This is a genomic window from Pseudomonas sp. HMWF021 (genome assembly GCF_003061005.1).
Lineage (GTDB): Bacteria > Pseudomonadota > Gammaproteobacteria > Pseudomonadales > Pseudomonadaceae > Aquipseudomonas.
Genome location: NZ_QAIK01000138.1, coordinates 1 through 14,694, shown reverse-complemented (window position 1 = coordinate 14,694; position 14,694 = coordinate 1). Strand labels below are relative to the sequence as shown.

Genomic DNA, 14,694 nt, shown 5'->3' with positions numbered 1-14,694 from the left:
GCAGTTTCAGTGCCTCGGCGTTCATCGACTCCAGCGACTTGATCTTGCCTTCCTTCACCAGTTGCGGGATCTGGTCGACGCGTACGTCGGCCTGGGCCAGGCCAGCGGTGAGGGTCAGGGCAGCGGCGGTAAACAGGGCAGTCAAAGTTTTCATCGGGTCATTCCTTGGGTTGTTCGTTGAAGTGGGCTCAGGTTAACCACCGCAACTTAATTCACCCTTAAAACCCTCCGAATACGAAACGGGCAAACCATGCCTGACACAAAACCTGTGGGAGCGTGGCTTGCCCGCGATGAAGACGACTCGGTTACCGATCAGAACCCGTTGTTCTTCAACACCTGATCCACACTGGCACTGGCCGGACGCTTGTAGAACTTCAACAGCTCGCTGGCGCGGTTGGTGAAGATGCCATCAACCCCGGCCGCCATGACTTTCTCGAAGTCCACCGGCTCATCGACGGTGTACACGTGCACCAGCATGCCCTGATCGTGGGTGTACTGGTTCATCCACGGTTGCACCAGATCCGAATAGCTCTGGTCGCCACCCTTGGTCAGTTTGGCCGAGGGGCCGGTGCCGATGGCGCCGTGAGCCTTGGCAAAATCAACCCACTGTTTGAACTCGGCGTCGGACTTCGGCTCCTGCTTGCCGTAGAACACGTTCTTGTCTTTCTCGCCGGACTCGGCAAAGGTCACCTTCGATTTCGGCTCGATGCTGCCTTCGCCGACCCACAGCAACAGGATCTTCGGCACTTGCGGCATTTCCTTCTGCAGCAGTTCGAGGCTGTTTTTCTCGAAGGTCTGCAGGATCACCTTGCCTTTGCCCTGACCGACGCCCAGCTCGCTTTTGGCCAGTTTCGAACCCGCCGGGCTCAGCCAGCCGCGATCCTGCAGCTTCGCTTTGAGGTCATGCTCGATCCCCGGAAACAGCTGCGGCTCTTTGGTTTCGATGTACAGGCCCGGCTTGTGTTTCGGGTTGGCCTGGGCGATGTCGATGATCTCGTCCAGCGTCAGGATTTTCAGCCCGGCGTAGGTCGCACGTGCGCGATCCGGGTAGGCCTTGTTGTACCAGCTGCCAGCGTCGAGGGTTTTCAGTTCGGCCATGGTGAAGGCGTTGGCCGGGCTGTCCTTGCGCTCCGGGAATTTGGTGGCGACGTCGGTGGTGCGTTGCAGGTTGTTGTCGTGCAGGGCGAACAACACGCCGTCCTTGCTGCGCTGCAAGTCCATTTCCAGGTAGTCGGCGCCCAGATCGCGGGCCAGTTTGTAGGAGGCGGCGGTGGATTCCGGTGCGTCAAAGGATGCGCCACGGTGCGCGATCACCGCCGGGTGCGGAATGCCGTGGGCGGCGGCCAGCGCATTGACGTCAGTCTGGGCGGCGTGGGCCTGACCGAGACCGAGCATCAGGCTCAGCATGAGGGCGCTTTTGGTGAAAGTGGCGGGCATGTTCGAGTTCCTTTCGCAGGGCATTTTCAAAGACGTACCTTTTAACAACTGAATCGGTTGCGTGCTATCGCCAGACCGACATAAACGTATTAAAAGCGATTTTTCCTGCACTTTTGTGGCACGGTTTGCAGTACGCTTGCCCGTGGCAGACGCCCCGGCAGAGGGCGCGCCGAATCTGTTGCCCTGCGTGTAAACCATCGATGATTTTTCGTGAGGTTTACCATGCGCATCACTTCCCAACTCATCTGCCAGGCCGCCGACGACCTCAAGGGTTTCGTCGGCCTCAACCGCAAGACCGGCCAGTACATCGTGCGATTCAGCGAAGATTCGTTCGGCATGGACGTGGCCGATGACGGCATCATTCCTACCAGCGAATTTGTCTGGGCGCAGGTTTCGGAAACCACCATGACCCTCAAGCGTGAGCTGATTCAGCTGCTGCTGGATCAGCACATCGATGAGCGGATCAACATCAGCGAACCGTTGCGGGTGTACATGAGCAAGGTTGAGGTGCCGGAGATTGTGGCGGTGCGCAGTCTGGTGCGGGGCTGAAGTTTATGTATTGACGCTACTGGCCTCTTCGCGGGCAAGCCACGCTCCCACAGGTTATGCGTTGTTCTGAAGATCAAGCAGTACCTGTGGGAGCTGGCTTGCCAGCGATGAGGCCGGTGAGAACAGCACCCCACTCACTGCCCAAACACTGTCCCTGTGGGAACCAGCCTGCTGGCGATGAGGCCAGTGACAGCACCACCAAACTCACTGCCCAAACACTGTCCCTGTGGGAGCCAGCCTGCTGGCGATGAGGCCAGTGACAGCGCCATCAGGCTCACCGCCCAAACACTGTCCCTGTGGGAGCCAGCCTGCTGGCGATGAGGCCAGTGACAACACCACCAGGCTCACTGCCCAAATACCGTCCCTGTAGGAGCCACCTGCTGGCGATGAGGCCAGTGACGGCACCACCATACTCACTGCCCAAACACTGCACCTGTGGGAGCGGGCTTGCTCGCGAAGAGGCCAGCCAATGCGCCGCAATTGTCACTGCCCAAACCGGTATTCCCGCTCCACCCGACACACCCGCGTCTGAAACTTCGAATACCACTGCGCCCGCCCGCGCGCCTGAATCACCCGGTGCTCGGGATGCTCGCGCCAGGCCAGAATCGCCGCTTCGCTCTCCCAATACGAAATGGTTATCCCCACCCCGTCTTCCCCGCGAATCGAATCAATGCCGAGAAACCCGGGCTGCTGCGCCACCAGTTCCATCATCCGCTCGGACGCCGCCGCATATCCGTTATCCCCCTCGGTGCGGGTCGAGGTGAAAATCACCGCGAAGCAGGATTCGTTCGGCTTCATGGACGTTGCTCCGCACACGCGTCGACGAAAGCGCGTACCAGCGGCGGGACATGCCCCTTGAGCGCCGCACGTTCCGGTTGAAACAGCGTCGCGACAAAAAACACATGGTCGGTCAATTCGATCGCGCGCAAGTCGCCCGCCGAATCATGGCCGACTGCATGTAGTCGATGGGTCAACAACTCCCGTTCGAACTGCGGGTTCACACCGAACCGGCAACGATAACCTTCATGAATTTCCGACGTTTCGTACGCCTTGGCGATCAACGAGCCGGCGACCAGTTGAATGCTGTCCACCGTTTCCACCAATGAACAGGTCAGCGGCGACAGTACCGCTCGCGGCGAATCCGGTGACGTCTCGCCATGTTCGGCATCGTCCCAGCCCAGCACGTTGCGGGAAAACTCCAGCACCGCATGCTGAAAACCGCCGCAGGTACCGAGGAAAGGGCGCCGTTGTTCGCGGGCAAAACGGATGGCCCGCAGGGCGCCGGTTTCGCTTTTGTAGGGGCTGGCCGGCACGCACCAGAAACCGTCGAAGTGATCCAGCGCAGTCTCGGCGTGGATCTGCTCGGTGGGCAGCCACTGAAATTGCACATTGCGCCCGGACTGCTCGGCGATCATCCCGAGTGCGACGGGAATCGCCTGATGGGCGGTGACTTGCGGGTCGTAGTCGCCGATAAGGGCGATGGAAATGGCGTCCATGGGATTTCCTTGATTTGAGTGAGTGAACCTCTGTGGTGAGGGGATTTATCCCCGACGTGGCGCGAAGTGGCCCTCAAACAAGGCCTGCTGCGCAGTCCATCGGGGATGAATCCCCTCACCACCGTGAATGTGTGCAGTTGTCGATCACCGGGGCTCACTATAGATTGGCGTTCACGCACTCAATATTGGCGTTTCCCCAAGTGATCAATGCAGCGACGCACTATCGGCTCGACTACCCGGATCTGGCGCTGATCCTCGCTTTGGTGCGCGGCGGCTCTCTGGCTCGGGCTTCGCAGCTGCTCAGGGTAGACGTGTCGACGGTGTTTCGCGCGGTGCGGCGTCTGGAGTCGGCGCTCGGTCAGCAATTGTTCGAAAAGAGCCGCGCCGGTTACCTGCCGACCAGTCTCGCGCAGACCCTGGCCGAGCAGGCCGAACGCGCCGAACAGGCGCTGGAAGCGGCGCGAATTGGGGTGGAGCAGGGCGGCGAGGTGGTCAGCGGCACGGTGCGCCTGACCTGTACCGACTCGGTGCTGCAGGGCCTGCTGCTGCCAGCGCTGGCGCAGTTCATGCCGAACTACCCGGCGTTGACCCTCGAACTGAGCACCTCCAACGATTTCGCCAACCTCAGCCGTCGCGACGCCGACATCGCCCTGCGCCTGACGCGTACACCACCGGAGCATCTGGTCGGACGGCAACTGGCGAAGATTTCCTACCGGGTCTGCGCCAGTGCGCGGTATCTGCAAAACGTCGATGCGTCGGATCTGGCGGCGCTGACCTGGATCGCGCCGGACGAGTTTCTGCCGGATCACCCGACCGTTGCCTGGCGGCGCCAACAGTTGCCCGGCGTGACCCCGAGTTATCGCTGCAACAGCATGCTGTCGGTGACCGAACTGGTGCGCGGCGGACTCGGTGTGGCAGCGTTGCCGGACTTTCTGATCAACGAGGGTTTGCAGGCCCTCAGCGAACCGCTGCATGGCTACGACACCGCACTGTGGTTGCTGACCCGCCCGGACTGCCGGGCCTTGCGCTCGGTGGTCACGTTGTTCGATGAACTGGGGCGGGCGCTGCGGCTGCCGTGATCAGGATGGCCGGGTCTGGCAGATGTGCTCGTGCAGCTCGCGGGTCAAACCCTCGATGCGTTCGGTCAGGCTCTTGGTCATTTCCGTGAGGCGGGTGTTCTGCTCCAGCAACTCCAGCAATTGCGCGGTGGTGTTCGCCGCTTGCGCCTGACGCTCGGTGTTGGCCGTCGCCAATGCTTCACGGTGTTGCGCATCGGCGTCCGCTTGCGCCTTGTCCCGTGCGGCCTGACGGGTTTGAGCCAGCAGAATCAACGGCGCGGCGTAGGCCGATTGCAGGCTGAACGCGAGGTTGAGCAGGATGAACGGGTACACGTCGAAAGTGGTGATGCCCGTCACGTTCAGTACAACCCATAACAGCACGATCAGGGTTTGCGCGCCGAGAAACGCCGGCGTGCCGAAGAAGCGCGCAAAGGCCTCGGCGCGCAGGGCGAACTTGTCGTCGCCGAAGGTGGTGTTGAGGTGGGCGTGGGGGCGGTGAAAGCGCAGATGGTCGACGGGCGCGGTGGTGGGCGTTTCGGGTTTTTCTGTGGTCATGATGGGCTCGGCAGGCTTCAGGGGCTATGGGTCACTATAGCCTTGTGCCGAGGCTGACGGCCCCTTCGCGGGCAAGCCCGCTCCCACAGGTTCTGGGTTGATCACAAGATAGCTGATCGACTCGATCCCTGTGGGAGCGGGCTTGCCCGCGAAGGCCGCGACTCGGTCTTCAGCCCGGCACCCGCTCATTGGCAAACATGCTCCCACATTGGAACGCATTTCCCTGTGGGAGCGGGCTTGCCCGCGAAAGCCGCGACGCGGTCCCTCAGCCCGGCGCCCGTTCATTGGCAAACATGCTCACCGCCTGTACCGCTTCACTGGCGCCATCGCGGATCTGCAGAATCACGCTGCCGGCCTGGTCCGCCAGTTCTACACCTTGCGCCGCCCGCCCGCGGGTGCCTTCCATGCTCTTGATCGCCTGCCGGGTTTCGCTCTGGATCAAACCGATCATGTTGGAAATCTCCGCCGTCGAGCCGCTGGTACGCGCCGCCAGTTGCCGCACCTCGTCCGCCACCACCGCAAACCCGCGCCCCTGATCCCCGGCGCGTGCCGCTTCAATCGCCGCGTTGAGCGCCAGCAGATTGGTCTGATCGGCAATCGCGCGGATGGTGTTGACGATCGCCGTGATCTGCTCCGAGCGTTCACCGAGTTGCGCGATCAGCGTTGAAGACTGCGCGATGTCATCTGCGATTTCGCGCATTTCGCTGGCGGCCTGCTGGATCACCTGGGTGCCTTGCTCGGCCACTTTCCGGGTCTCCACGGAGATGTGATAAGCGGCGCTGGCACTGCGTGCATCCTGCTCGTGCTGCTCGACGCGGGCAGTGACGTCCGTGGCGAATTTCACCACTTTGCACAAGCGGCCGGAGGCGTCGTATACCGGGTTGTAATTGGCTTCCATCCACACGGTCTGCCCGCGTTTGTCGACGCGTTCGAACTGGCCCTGGAACAGTTCACCCTGATTCAGGCGCCGCCAGAAGTCCTCATAAGCGCTGCTGTTGACCAGCTCCGCGCGGCAGAACAAACGGTGATGTTTCCCCTTGAGTTCGGCGAGGGTGTAACCCATGCGTGTCAGAAAATTCTGATTGGCCGTGAGAATACTGCCGTCTAGGTTGAATTCAATCACCGCCATCGCCCGGTCGATGGCCTGAAGCTTGGCGTTCGCTTCGCTTTCCTGCTGCACTTTGGTCGTCACGTCCATGGCGTACTTGACCACTTTCTCCACCCGTCCCGACGCATCCTTGATCGGGTTGTAGCTGGCTTCAAGCCAGATCGGCTGACCCTGGCTGTTGACCCGCTCGAAGGTGCCGGACTGGAACTGGCCGTTTTTCAGACGCGACCACAGTTCGGTGTATTGCGCGCTGCGGCCAAACTCCGGGGTGCAGAAATGGCGGTGGGGCTGACCGATCACTTGATCGGCGCGGTAACCCATGGTTTTGAGGAAGTTGTCGTTGGCACTGAGCACCACGCCATCAAGGTCGAACTCGATCACCGCCATGGAGCGGTTGATGGCTTCGAGCAGGCCATTCTGTTGCGTGATGGTGTGTTGAAGGTCGTTGAGAGCGGACTGGTGGCGATTGAAGAACATGTGAGCAGTACCTGGAAGTAGGGAAAGACGAGGTTTGTGTCCCTGTTTCCGCGCTGGCAGAGCAAATGCGGGATGTGCATTTGCCGTTGACTGCAAAGTGCCAGCATCCAGGCTGACGCGCCAATCTTATACAAACTAACTGATCTTGTACAAGAAAGTGCGCGTCATCATGTGTAGCGTTTTTTCAAAGGCTGAATTGGCTGGCGTCGTTCGAACTCGGACGGCCCAGCGCTACGCTGATCGTGTTGCGCCCTGTGTGTTTGGCTGTGTAAAGCGCTTTGTCGGTATCATCGAGCCAGGCAATCGCGTCAGAGTATCCCGGCTGAAACCGCGCCAGGCCGATACTCAAACTGATCCGCAGCTGCGGCACATCGGGGTGACGGTACTGGTGCAGCGCCAGACGCAGTTGCTCCATCCGCTCTTCGGCCTTGTACAGCGGCTGATCGGGCAGGATCACGCAGAATTCGTCACCGCCATAACGGCCCGCCGGTTCACCTTCGGCCAAGTGCTTGAGTTCGTGGGCCAGATGGCGCAACACGGCGTCACCGATGATGTGCCCGTAGTTGTCGTTGATGGACTTGAAGTGATCGATGTCGATCAGCGCCAGAATACCCAGCGTTTGAGTTTGCTGGCACCGCTCGAATTGACTGTGCAGCGAGTCTTTCCAGGCGCCGTGATTGAGCAGTCCGGTGAGGCTGTCGGTACGGCTCAGAGCGCTCAGCGCACGTTTGTGCCGGGCGAGTTTGATCGCCAGTTGGTAACAGACCATGCCCAGTGCCAGTGGGTACAGGGTGAGCATCGGCAGGCAGGCCCAGACCTGAATCTGCGTCATCGTCAGGCTGAGTTTGAAGCCGAAGACCGCGCACCCCAGCAGCACCCCGGCGAGTTGGGCGAGGGCGCCGAGCAGAAACAAACGTCGGCCGCCGGCGGCGACGTTGTTCATGGTCATCATCGACAGGATGGTCACGGTGGTCAGCGGGTTGAACTGAAAACACGCGGTCCAGAAACCGCCGCACAACGAGTCGTACAACAGGTTGCGGCGTTCGGCGTGGTAGGGGAAGGCCGAGCGCGTTGAAACCTGATAGGCCAGATGCGGCCAGACAAAACCGTTGAACACCAGCAACGCCCAGAGCCAGCCCGGCATGTTCAGCGGGTACAGCGCAGCCGCGACGCTGAAAAAGCCGACGCCCAGACCGATGGCCCTTGGCAGATAGATGCGTCTGGCGAATGACAAGCCTTTGCCGCGTTGGTTTTCCATGATGTCCTGCGCCAGATTCATCCTGAAATACTTTGCAGTATTTTTTTCAGGTTGACCGTCCGTCGGTCAATTGTCGGACATTGTCATTTATTCCAACGGGAATAATCAGTGTCCTTTCGAGCCATTTAATCGCGGCGGACGCAGGGAGAGGGGCGGTCTAGAGCTGGTAGCGCGCCAGGAACATCTCCAGTGCCGACTCGGCAACGACTTTTTGGGTCGCCGCATCCAGCGGCGGCTGGCCCATGGAAATCTGCGGCCAGAAGCCGAACGATTTCAACAGCCCTTGCACCTGTTGCGCGGCAAAGTCCGCCTCCACCGCTTTCAGCCGACCGTCCGCCTGCGCGGCACGAATCCATACCGTCAGGCCTTCCTCCCGTTCGCCCATGCGCGCCACCATGTCCTGTGCGCGTTCCGGGGAATGGATGGTGGCAGCAATCGCCACCCGGGCCAGACCGAGGAAGTTGTCATCGGCCATGATCTGCAGTTTAGCCAACAACATTGGCTGCAGTTGTTCGCGCAGCGGTTGATCGGCGCGGTAGACCACGGTCTGTTCGGCACTGATGCGTGCCCAGAGTTGGTTGAGAATTTCGGCGAACAGCTCTTCCTTGCTGGGGAAGTGGTTGTACACCGTGCGCTTCGACACGCCGGCGGTGGCCGCGATCTTGTCCATGCTGGTGATCTCGAAACCGTTGGCACGGAATTCGGCAATCGCCGCTTGAATGATGGCTTCGCGTTTGCGGTCGGTGAGGCGCTTTGTTGCTGTCATAAGTACGCTTCGGCAGAGAAGAGGTGGCATTACACTTGGCAGTTTACTTGTCATCGAGTTTGATGCAACCTAGAAACTACACCGCCCAGTGTAATGTTGCGTTAATCCTCGCAACCTAAAAACCAGAAAGTTCGGCTGATGCGTGCGTGCCTTGGCCATTTATCGTCCCACCGTGAAAAACCGTGAATTGCGCGGTTTTTCTGGAGTCTCTCAGTCATGGCCAATCCAGATATCTCTGCGGATCAAACTTCCACGCCTGAAGCCTCTCGCCAGGATCAAGGGCTATTCCGTAACCATGCGCCGGTGCAGCGCGAAGGTTTTCGCAAGATGGTCCGGATCATGTGGAACATGATCTTCCACAAGCCGCGCAATACCCGCCCGGCCGCCGCAATCCCCGTGCAACCGCTGACCCGTGATGACCTGCTGGCGGCACCCAACCACAGCGTCTACCGCCTCGGTCATTCAACCCTGCTGCTGAAAATGCGCGACAAATTCTGGATCACCGATCCGGTCTTCGCCGAGCGCGCCTCACCCGTGCAATGGGCCGGCCCCAAACGCTTTCACCAGCCGCCGATCAGCATCGACCAGTTGCCACCGATCGAAGCGGTGATCCTGTCGCACAATCACTACGACCACCTCGATTACCAAGCGGTGCTGAAACTCGCGGCCAAGACCAACTACTTCCTGACCCCGCTGGGCGTCGGCGACACCCTGATCAAATGGGGCATCGACGCCAGCAAGGTCCGCCAGTACGACTGGTGGCAGGGCACCGAAATCGCCGGCATCCGCTTCGTCGCCACGCCGTCGCAGCACTTCTCCGGCCGTGGCCTGTTCGACGGCAACAGCACCTTGTGGGCTTCGTGGGTGATGATCGATGGCGACACGCGAATTTTCTTCAGCGGCGACAGCGGCTACTTCGACGGTTTCAAACGCATCGGTGAACAGTACGGCCCTTTCGACCTGACCCTGATGGAAACCGGTGCCTACAACGTCGAATGGCCACACGTGCACATGCAACCGGAAGAAACCCTGCAAGCGCACATCGACCTCAAGGGGCGCTGGCTATTCCCGATCCACAACGGCACCTTCGACCTGGCGATGCACGCCTGGCACGAACCGTTTGACCGGATTCTGGCGCTGGCGTGGGAGCGCAGTGTTGCGATCACCACGCCGCAAATGGGTGAGGCGTTCAACCTGATGCAACCACAGCGCGGGAGTACGTGGTGGTTGGCGGTTGAAGGGGAGAGTGAAGGGGTGGTGCAGAACGCCTGAGGAGTTAAACCGGTTCGCCTCTAATAGAGGCGAACCTTATTTTTCGAGATTGTTTTCCGACATCAAGTCACCATAGCTCACCAACGTGGAAACGTTTATGTCGCGGAATTTCCCCCGGAGAATCTCTTCCAGATTTTCCGGATTCAAACCAAGTCTTTGAGCTGCGTCGGCTTTGCTCATGGGAGCTGTTTCGATGAGTGCAGCCAATCGTGTGACATGCCGGGCCTTATTTTGCATGTCACTCGCATCTACGCCTTCCAGATCCTTATAAACACAACCTTTGCTTTCTTCGATTTCACTCAATTTTCACGTCCTTATTCAGCCATCGCATAATCCCCACGCCCCACTCCTTCCGATGGCGCGCCCATACTCGCACTGCGACCCGGTGCGAACCCCGGAAAGAACACCAGCCCCTGCGCCTCAAACCGGTAAGCCAGCGCCAGCCGCGCCGCATCCGCCACATCTTGCTGGGCTTCGAACCGCTGAATGTCGTCCACCGCCACCTGCGCCTCGCGCGACAGCTGTTCCACGCTCCAGCCCAGCATCGCTCGGGCCTGGACGCAGTGCGTCGGGGTGAACTGGAAAAGGGCAATGCGTTCGAGGATGTGGTTCATCGCAAGAGAGGCCATGGTGTGCTCCGGGCTCAAGAGTGCTGATTGAAAATGTACTGTGTTTTTGTACAGTTGTTTTCGGCCGGGATCAAACGCATTTTTTGATTTGCCCTAATTCGCCGCCTCCAACCAGACGGACGGTGCCTGTCCGAGGATGCGCCGGAACATCGTCGAGAATGCCGCCGGGCTCTCATAACCGAAATCCAGAGCGATCCGCGTCACCGCCTCACCGGCGGCCAACCGCGCCAGCGCCAGCACCACGCAGGCTTGTTGCCGCCATTGGCTGAAGCTCAACCCGGTCTGCTGCCGAAACAATCTGTTGAAGGTGCGCAAGCTTATGTGCAACTGCTCGGCCCAGTGTTGCGGCGACTGGTGGGCATTCGGCTGATGCAGAAATGTCTGACACAAAACGAGGAGCTTTCCGTCAGTCGGCAGCGGAATGTGCAAGGGCAGGGGCGCACTGCGCGTCAGTTCATGCAGCAACAGCTCGATCAGCACACCGTCTCGACCATCTAGGTCATAGGTCAGCGGTGCCTCTACAGCCTCCATCAATAAGTGGCGCATCAATGGCGAAACGCTGATCACCTGGCAGCGCTGGCCCAAGTCCACCGCCCCCGGCTCGATGTACAAACTGCGCGTGCTCACGCCAAGCATCATTACTTCATGCGCCACTCCCGGCGGAATCCACACCGCCCGTTGCGGCGGCACCACCCAGTTGCCGTCATGAGTACGAACCTGCATCACACCGGTCGCGCCGTACAACAACTGCGCTCGCCGGTGTGTATGAAACGGCAACAGATGGCCGTGGGAATAATCCGTACCGATCGCCACCACCGGGCGCGGCGTGTCATCCAGCAGGTTGATCGAAACATTGCGCATTGAGCGTTTCCGGGTAATTGGCGTAAACGCAAACATTATTGGCTGAGTTGCTTAAGCAGGCCAAGCCGCGTCGCTCTATCGTCGACCGCTCCCCACCACCGGAAGACGCGCCATGTTCTACCTCCTGCTGACTCTCTTCGGCTGTATGACCGGCATCACCGCCGTGCTCTTCGGGTTCGGCGGCGGCTTCGTCGTCGTGCCGCTGCTCTACCGCATGCTCAGCGCCAGCCACGGCGCCGACGACCCCATCGGCCAATCGGCGATGCACATCGCCGTCGCCACCTCGACCTGCGTGATGATCGTCAACGCCCTGATCGCCACCGACAAACACCGCCGCGCCGGCAACCTGATCCGCCATTACCTGTGGCCCCTCGGCGGCTTCATCGCCCTGGGCGCGATCATCGGCGCGATCGCCGCGGTGTGGGTCAGCGGCGAGGTCATCCGCTACGCCTTCATCGCTTACCTCGGCGTGACCATCATCGACTGCCTGCTCAGACGCGGCTTCCTCACCCGTAACGAAGGCGTCATCCCACGCCCATTGGATCGCAAGGAAATATCCGCCGGCGGTGTAGGCATCGGCGCCATCGCCACGTTCCTCGGCGTAGGAGGAAGCGTCATGACCGTGCCACTCCTGCGCCGCTGCGGGTTGAGCATGTCTCAATCAACGTCCATGGCGAATCCGTTAAGCGTGCCGGTAGCCGTGGCCGGGACACTGACCTACATGGCACTGGCCGGTTTCAGCGAGACGGATCTGGGCACTTGGTTTGTCGGGTATGTGGATTTGCTGGCGTTTGCAGTGCTGACGCTGGGGTCGTTGGTCGGGATTCGAATGGCCACGCCGTGGATCGGGCGGATACCGGATCGGGTGCATGCTTGGGTCTATATTGGATTGCTGATTCTTGTTTTGCTGGGCATGTCTATAAGATGAGGCCTTCCCCGGCTCAACTCAAAATTGCTTCGTGGAGGCAATATGGCGATCTTGGAAAGTGACTGGAAGACATTCAAAGAACTGCGCAAGTTAGCGCTGGATCGATTTTGCCAAGGCGTATTGGCCGAGACCCGGATCGTCACTCAAAACAGTACGCTGTCAGCGCATGCTCGCTACCTGACGCTTTATCGCATGATGCGAAGTCGAGATAAGGATATGGCGGCGGTTTTCGATGGGCGGATGAATCGCTCAAACGTTGTGCTGCCTTTGATGTTGATGATCGCGCACGACTTGCTGACCGACGAAGAATTGTCAGCACTCAGTGAAGATATGCGAGAGAGAATCTCAGATGCGGTTCGCCAGCCTTATGAGATTGAGTGGGCCGCAGAAAGCAGGTATGACGACTGAGCGTCATTGAATCGTATTTAGTAGAGAAAACAGATGTTGATCTTCAATTGCACCGAGGCGGCCAGTAAGTTCTTTAGTCGTGTGCATAAGGGCAAAAAACTCACGCCGGTAGACCCCAAACCGCCGTCGTCAGTTATTGAGGACGATGAGTGTGCCCCTTTTGCCGAGCAGTGGCTGGTGCACGCCATCACCGTGCAGCGTAAGCATGTACTGTTCGTCATTCATGTGGAAACTCGTTATTGCATGATCTTCGCCGATGCCAAGAAGGCTGATACCGAAGGCTTTGTTGCCTGGTTTGCCGAGCGCTGGCGGGAAGGGCTGATACGCGATTCTTTCAATCACGATCTCATCAACTGGGTAGATGCCGGCATCATGCCGCAGCGAATGGAAGAGGCCTGTCTGGAGCACAGGTTTTATCGGCGCAGCCATCGCAGTGCGCAAAAGCACATCGATGAAATTGCCTGGTTTTTTCAAGATTGCGCAGCGGAGTGGGGGTGTTTGCCGCAGGGCGAACGGGCTGCTATCGGCTTCGATGCACAGATGAACGACAGGCCCAGAAGCAAAGGCCAAAAGGAGTATTTCTGGCCGGATGAAGAAATGATCGCCCACTGGTTACGTCAATACTGCGCAGCGGATGAAACAAATATTCACGACGCTTTGAAACGGCGCAGGAAGGCGCAACAAGAGATTCGTGCTTTCGAAGCAACACTAGAGAGCTGAAACCTGCGGGCGCACTCGATTCCTGGGACAGCCCCTTCATAAGTCGCCGCGAAATTTACAGTACGTATTCAAACGTAGCGGCGCCACGTCACGCCAACCCCGGCGCCTCCCGCACAATAAAGTGATCCAGGTTCTCGATGTTGGCACTGAACACCCCGAACGTCTGTTCGGGGTTCTTCTTGCTCGGCACCTGCTTAAACTCCGGCGTCACGCCATAGAAGAAACAGAACAACTCCTTGTCGCTGTCGATCGCGTGCTTGATCTCTTCCAGAAACGCCTTGCGCTTGCGGTAGTTGTCGATCAACTTCTTGCTCAAGTACACGTTCACCGAATACGGCTTCTTCTTCGCCTCATCCGCCTGCTTGAACCAGACCTTCTGCTCGAAATCGATACGAAAACTCTGGGTGTAATCCTTGATCTCCTTGATCTTGCCCCAGTAAATCAGCCCCTTGTTGTCCGTCAGATACTCGATCTTCTTGAAGAACGAGCCATAAGGCGCCGTGTGCTCGCCGATCTTCAACGGCATACGCTTGAGCAACTCCTTGTCGGCGAAATTAGACACAAAACACTCCACCGGATGCGCAAACACACTGGTCTTGTCCGGCGCCGTCTCACGCCCCGGCGACTCCCCGGAACTCACCTGCGCCACCCGCACCGGATCATCGCGCAACACTTCCGCCGCCCCCGCCGGCGCAGCAGGCTTGCGCACATACTCACGCCGCGTCAGCAACAACTCCGACGGAAAATGCTCCTCCCGCCCGTCATCCACTTCGCCGTCCGCCGTCTCAACGCCAGATGCCGACGCTTTCAAACTCACATACGGACAACCCGTCACATGCTGTGTCGTGGGCAGGTTCTTGAAGTGCGGCGTGCGCACGTAATTCACGTTCTTGGCGTTGAAGGTGCCCAACTCGTTGGACGCATCAAACGCCAAACGACAGGCATCGTTGGGGCACTGGAAATGCTCTTTGGCCGAATCGAACGCCACCGTCTCATCGAAATTGAGATCGCGAACGTCATAGATCGACAACTTGTCGTCGAGGCTGAGGCAGTAAGCGAGATCGAATTTCATGGCGGGGCTCGGATCCTTGAGTGGGGGAGGGGTATTAATAGCGGGAGGCGCGGCGGGTTGCACTGATTGTTTTCAGGATGATGCAAAACCTGTGGGAGCC

At 59.3% G+C, this 14,694-nt stretch carries 16 protein-coding genes and 3 pseudogenes; 6 read left to right on the top strand and 13 right to left on the bottom strand.

Annotated elements, in window-relative coordinates; all coding sequences use genetic code 11:
- Both DBR18_RS19445 and DBR18_RS19440 read right to left on the bottom strand, forming a co-directional pair.
- A pseudogene (locus DBR18_RS19445) lies at positions 1–154 on the bottom strand (peptidase M4); the annotation flags it as partial.
- Positions 155–312: 158 nt separating this feature from the next.
- The gene (locus DBR18_RS19440) at positions 313–1,437 is read right to left on the bottom strand and encodes a glycerophosphodiester phosphodiesterase (protein WP_108591517.1); all 1,125 of its coding nucleotides are present in this window, start codon (positions 1,435–1,437) and stop codon (positions 313–315) included.
- 222 nt (positions 1,438–1,659) lie between these two features.
- On the opposite strand from DBR18_RS19440, the gene DBR18_RS19435 reads away from it, so the two are divergent.
- Positions 1,660–1,986, top strand: coding sequence for a DUF2025 family protein (locus tag DBR18_RS19435; RefSeq protein WP_108591516.1), 327 nt, complete (start codon positions 1,660–1,662; stop codon positions 1,984–1,986).
- Between the two features lie 483 nt (positions 1,987–2,469).
- On the opposite strand, the gene DBR18_RS19430 is transcribed toward DBR18_RS19435, so the two are convergent.
- Positions 2,470–2,784, bottom strand: a complete 315-nt coding sequence (locus DBR18_RS19430) for an antibiotic biosynthesis monooxygenase (RefSeq protein ID WP_108591515.1) — start codon at positions 2,782–2,784, stop codon at positions 2,470–2,472.
- Positions 2,781–3,482 (bottom strand): CTP synthase, encoded by a 702-nt coding sequence (locus DBR18_RS19425; RefSeq protein WP_108591514.1) that lies wholly within the window; start codon positions 3,480–3,482, stop codon positions 2,781–2,783. Before DBR18_RS19425 ends, DBR18_RS19430 begins: the two co-directional genes overlap by 4 nt.
- A gap of 137 nt (positions 3,483–3,619) precedes the next feature.
- Between DBR18_RS19425 and DBR18_RS19420 the strand changes: the two genes are divergently transcribed.
- Positions 3,620–4,561, top strand: a complete 942-nt coding sequence (locus DBR18_RS19420) for a LysR family transcriptional regulator (protein ID WP_108591529.1) — start codon at positions 3,620–3,622, stop codon at positions 4,559–4,561.
- On the opposite strand, the gene DBR18_RS19415 is transcribed toward DBR18_RS19420, so the two are convergent.
- The 5 genes and pseudogenes from DBR18_RS19415 to DBR18_RS19400 all read right to left on the bottom strand — a co-directional run bounded on the left by DBR18_RS19415 (position 4,562) and on the right by DBR18_RS19400 (position 8,704).
- Positions 4,562–5,095, bottom strand: a complete 534-nt coding sequence (locus DBR18_RS19415; protein ID WP_108591513.1) for a DUF1003 domain-containing protein — start codon at positions 5,093–5,095, stop codon at positions 4,562–4,564.
- A gap of 265 nt (positions 5,096–5,360) precedes the next feature.
- Positions 5,361–5,798 (bottom strand): annotated as a pseudogene (locus DBR18_RS30345) (methyl-accepting chemotaxis protein); the annotation flags it as partial.
- 108 nt (positions 5,799–5,906) lie between these two features.
- Positions 5,907–6,590: pseudogene (locus DBR18_RS30340) on the bottom strand (PAS domain-containing protein); the annotation flags it as partial.
- A gap of 274 nt (positions 6,591–6,864) precedes the next feature.
- The gene (locus tag DBR18_RS19405) at positions 6,865–7,959 is read right to left on the bottom strand and encodes a diguanylate cyclase (RefSeq protein WP_371921118.1); all 1,095 of its coding nucleotides are present in this window, start codon (positions 7,957–7,959) and stop codon (positions 6,865–6,867) included.
- Positions 7,960–8,095: 136 nt separating this feature from the next.
- Positions 8,096–8,704, bottom strand: coding sequence for a TetR/AcrR family transcriptional regulator (locus tag DBR18_RS19400; protein ID WP_108591511.1), 609 nt, complete (start codon positions 8,702–8,704; stop codon positions 8,096–8,098).
- A gap of 216 nt (positions 8,705–8,920) precedes the next feature.
- Here DBR18_RS19400 and DBR18_RS19395 point away from each other — a divergent pair, with 216 nt between their 5' ends.
- Positions 8,921–9,976 carry an MBL fold metallo-hydrolase gene (locus DBR18_RS19395; protein WP_108591510.1) on the top strand — a complete coding sequence of 352 codons (1,056 nt, stop codon included), beginning with the start codon at positions 8,921–8,923 and terminating at the stop codon, positions 9,974–9,976.
- Between the two features lie 36 nt (positions 9,977–10,012).
- On the opposite strand, the gene DBR18_RS19390 is transcribed toward DBR18_RS19395, so the two are convergent.
- From DBR18_RS19390 to DBR18_RS19380, 3 genes are all read right to left on the bottom strand, one after another.
- On the bottom strand, positions 10,013–10,279 hold the full coding sequence (locus DBR18_RS19390) for an XRE family transcriptional regulator (protein WP_256588794.1): 267 nt from the start codon (positions 10,277–10,279) through the stop codon (positions 10,013–10,015).
- Positions 10,280–10,290: 11 nt separating this feature from the next.
- Positions 10,291–10,605, bottom strand: a complete 315-nt coding sequence (locus DBR18_RS19385) for a hypothetical protein (protein ID WP_108591509.1) — start codon at positions 10,603–10,605, stop codon at positions 10,291–10,293.
- 93 nt (positions 10,606–10,698) lie between these two features.
- The gene (locus DBR18_RS19380; RefSeq protein WP_108591508.1) at positions 10,699–11,466 is read right to left on the bottom strand and encodes a helix-turn-helix transcriptional regulator; all 768 of its coding nucleotides are present in this window, start codon (positions 11,464–11,466) and stop codon (positions 10,699–10,701) included.
- Between the two features lie 112 nt (positions 11,467–11,578).
- On the opposite strand from DBR18_RS19380, the gene DBR18_RS19375 reads away from it, so the two are divergent.
- The 3 genes from DBR18_RS19375 to DBR18_RS19365 are packed head-to-tail and all read left to right on the top strand — an operon-like array spanning position 11,579 to position 13,522.
- Positions 11,579–12,394 (top strand): sulfite exporter TauE/SafE family protein, encoded by an 816-nt coding sequence (locus tag DBR18_RS19375; RefSeq protein ID WP_108591507.1) that lies wholly within the window; start codon positions 11,579–11,581, stop codon positions 12,392–12,394.
- 42 nt (positions 12,395–12,436) lie between these two features.
- Positions 12,437–12,802 (top strand): hypothetical protein, encoded by a 366-nt coding sequence (locus DBR18_RS19370; RefSeq protein WP_108591506.1) that lies wholly within the window; start codon positions 12,437–12,439, stop codon positions 12,800–12,802.
- Positions 12,803–12,835: 33 nt separating this feature from the next.
- A complete protein-coding gene (locus DBR18_RS19365) occupies positions 12,836–13,522 on the top strand; it encodes a hypothetical protein (RefSeq protein ID WP_108591505.1) in 687 nt (228 codons plus the stop codon).
- Positions 13,523–13,610: 88 nt separating this feature from the next.
- Here DBR18_RS19365 and DBR18_RS19360 read toward each other — a convergent pair whose 3' ends face one another.
- Positions 13,611–14,594 (bottom strand): hypothetical protein, encoded by a 984-nt coding sequence (locus DBR18_RS19360; RefSeq protein ID WP_108591504.1) that lies wholly within the window; start codon positions 14,592–14,594, stop codon positions 13,611–13,613.
- Positions 14,595–14,694 lie beyond the last annotated feature (100 nt).

Excerpts from the sequence above, each read along its gene's own strand:
- DBR18_RS19395 (WP_108591510.1), top strand. The coding sequence starts at position 8,921 with ATGGCCAATCCAGATATCTCTGCGGATCAAACTTCCACGCCTGAAGCC.
- DBR18_RS19435 (WP_108591516.1), top strand. The coding sequence starts at position 1,660 with ATGCGCATCACTTCCCAACTCATCTGCCAGGCCGCCGACGACCTCAAG.
- DBR18_RS19430 (WP_108591515.1), bottom strand. The coding sequence starts at position 2,784 with ATGAAGCCGAACGAATCCTGCTTCGCGGTGATTTTCACCTCGACCCGC.
- DBR18_RS19400 (WP_108591511.1), bottom strand. The coding sequence starts at position 8,704 with ATGACAGCAACAAAGCGCCTCACCGACCGCAAACGCGAAGCCATCATT.
- DBR18_RS19440 (WP_108591517.1), bottom strand. The coding sequence starts at position 1,437 with ATGCCCGCCACTTTCACCAAAAGCGCCCTCATGCTGAGCCTGATGCTC.
- DBR18_RS19405 (WP_371921118.1), bottom strand. The coding sequence starts at position 7,959 with ATGAATCTGGCGCAGGACATCATGGAAAACCAACGCGGCAAAGGCTTG.
- DBR18_RS19365 (WP_108591505.1), top strand. The coding sequence starts at position 12,836 with ATGTTGATCTTCAATTGCACCGAGGCGGCCAGTAAGTTCTTTAGTCGT.
- DBR18_RS19370 (WP_108591506.1), top strand. The coding sequence starts at position 12,437 with ATGGCGATCTTGGAAAGTGACTGGAAGACATTCAAAGAACTGCGCAAG.
- DBR18_RS19380 (WP_108591508.1), bottom strand. The coding sequence starts at position 11,466 with ATGCGCAATGTTTCGATCAACCTGCTGGATGACACGCCGCGCCCGGTG.
- DBR18_RS19425 (WP_108591514.1), bottom strand. The coding sequence starts at position 3,482 with ATGGACGCCATTTCCATCGCCCTTATCGGCGACTACGACCCGCAAGTC.
- DBR18_RS19385 (WP_108591509.1), bottom strand. The coding sequence starts at position 10,605 with ATGGCCTCTCTTGCGATGAACCACATCCTCGAACGCATTGCCCTTTTC.
- DBR18_RS19375 (WP_108591507.1), top strand. The coding sequence starts at position 11,579 with ATGTTCTACCTCCTGCTGACTCTCTTCGGCTGTATGACCGGCATCACC.
- DBR18_RS19360 (WP_108591504.1), bottom strand. The coding sequence starts at position 14,594 with ATGAAATTCGATCTCGCTTACTGCCTCAGCCTCGACGACAAGTTGTCG.
- DBR18_RS19415 (WP_108591513.1), bottom strand. The coding sequence starts at position 5,095 with ATGACCACAGAAAAACCCGAAACGCCCACCACCGCGCCCGTCGACCAT.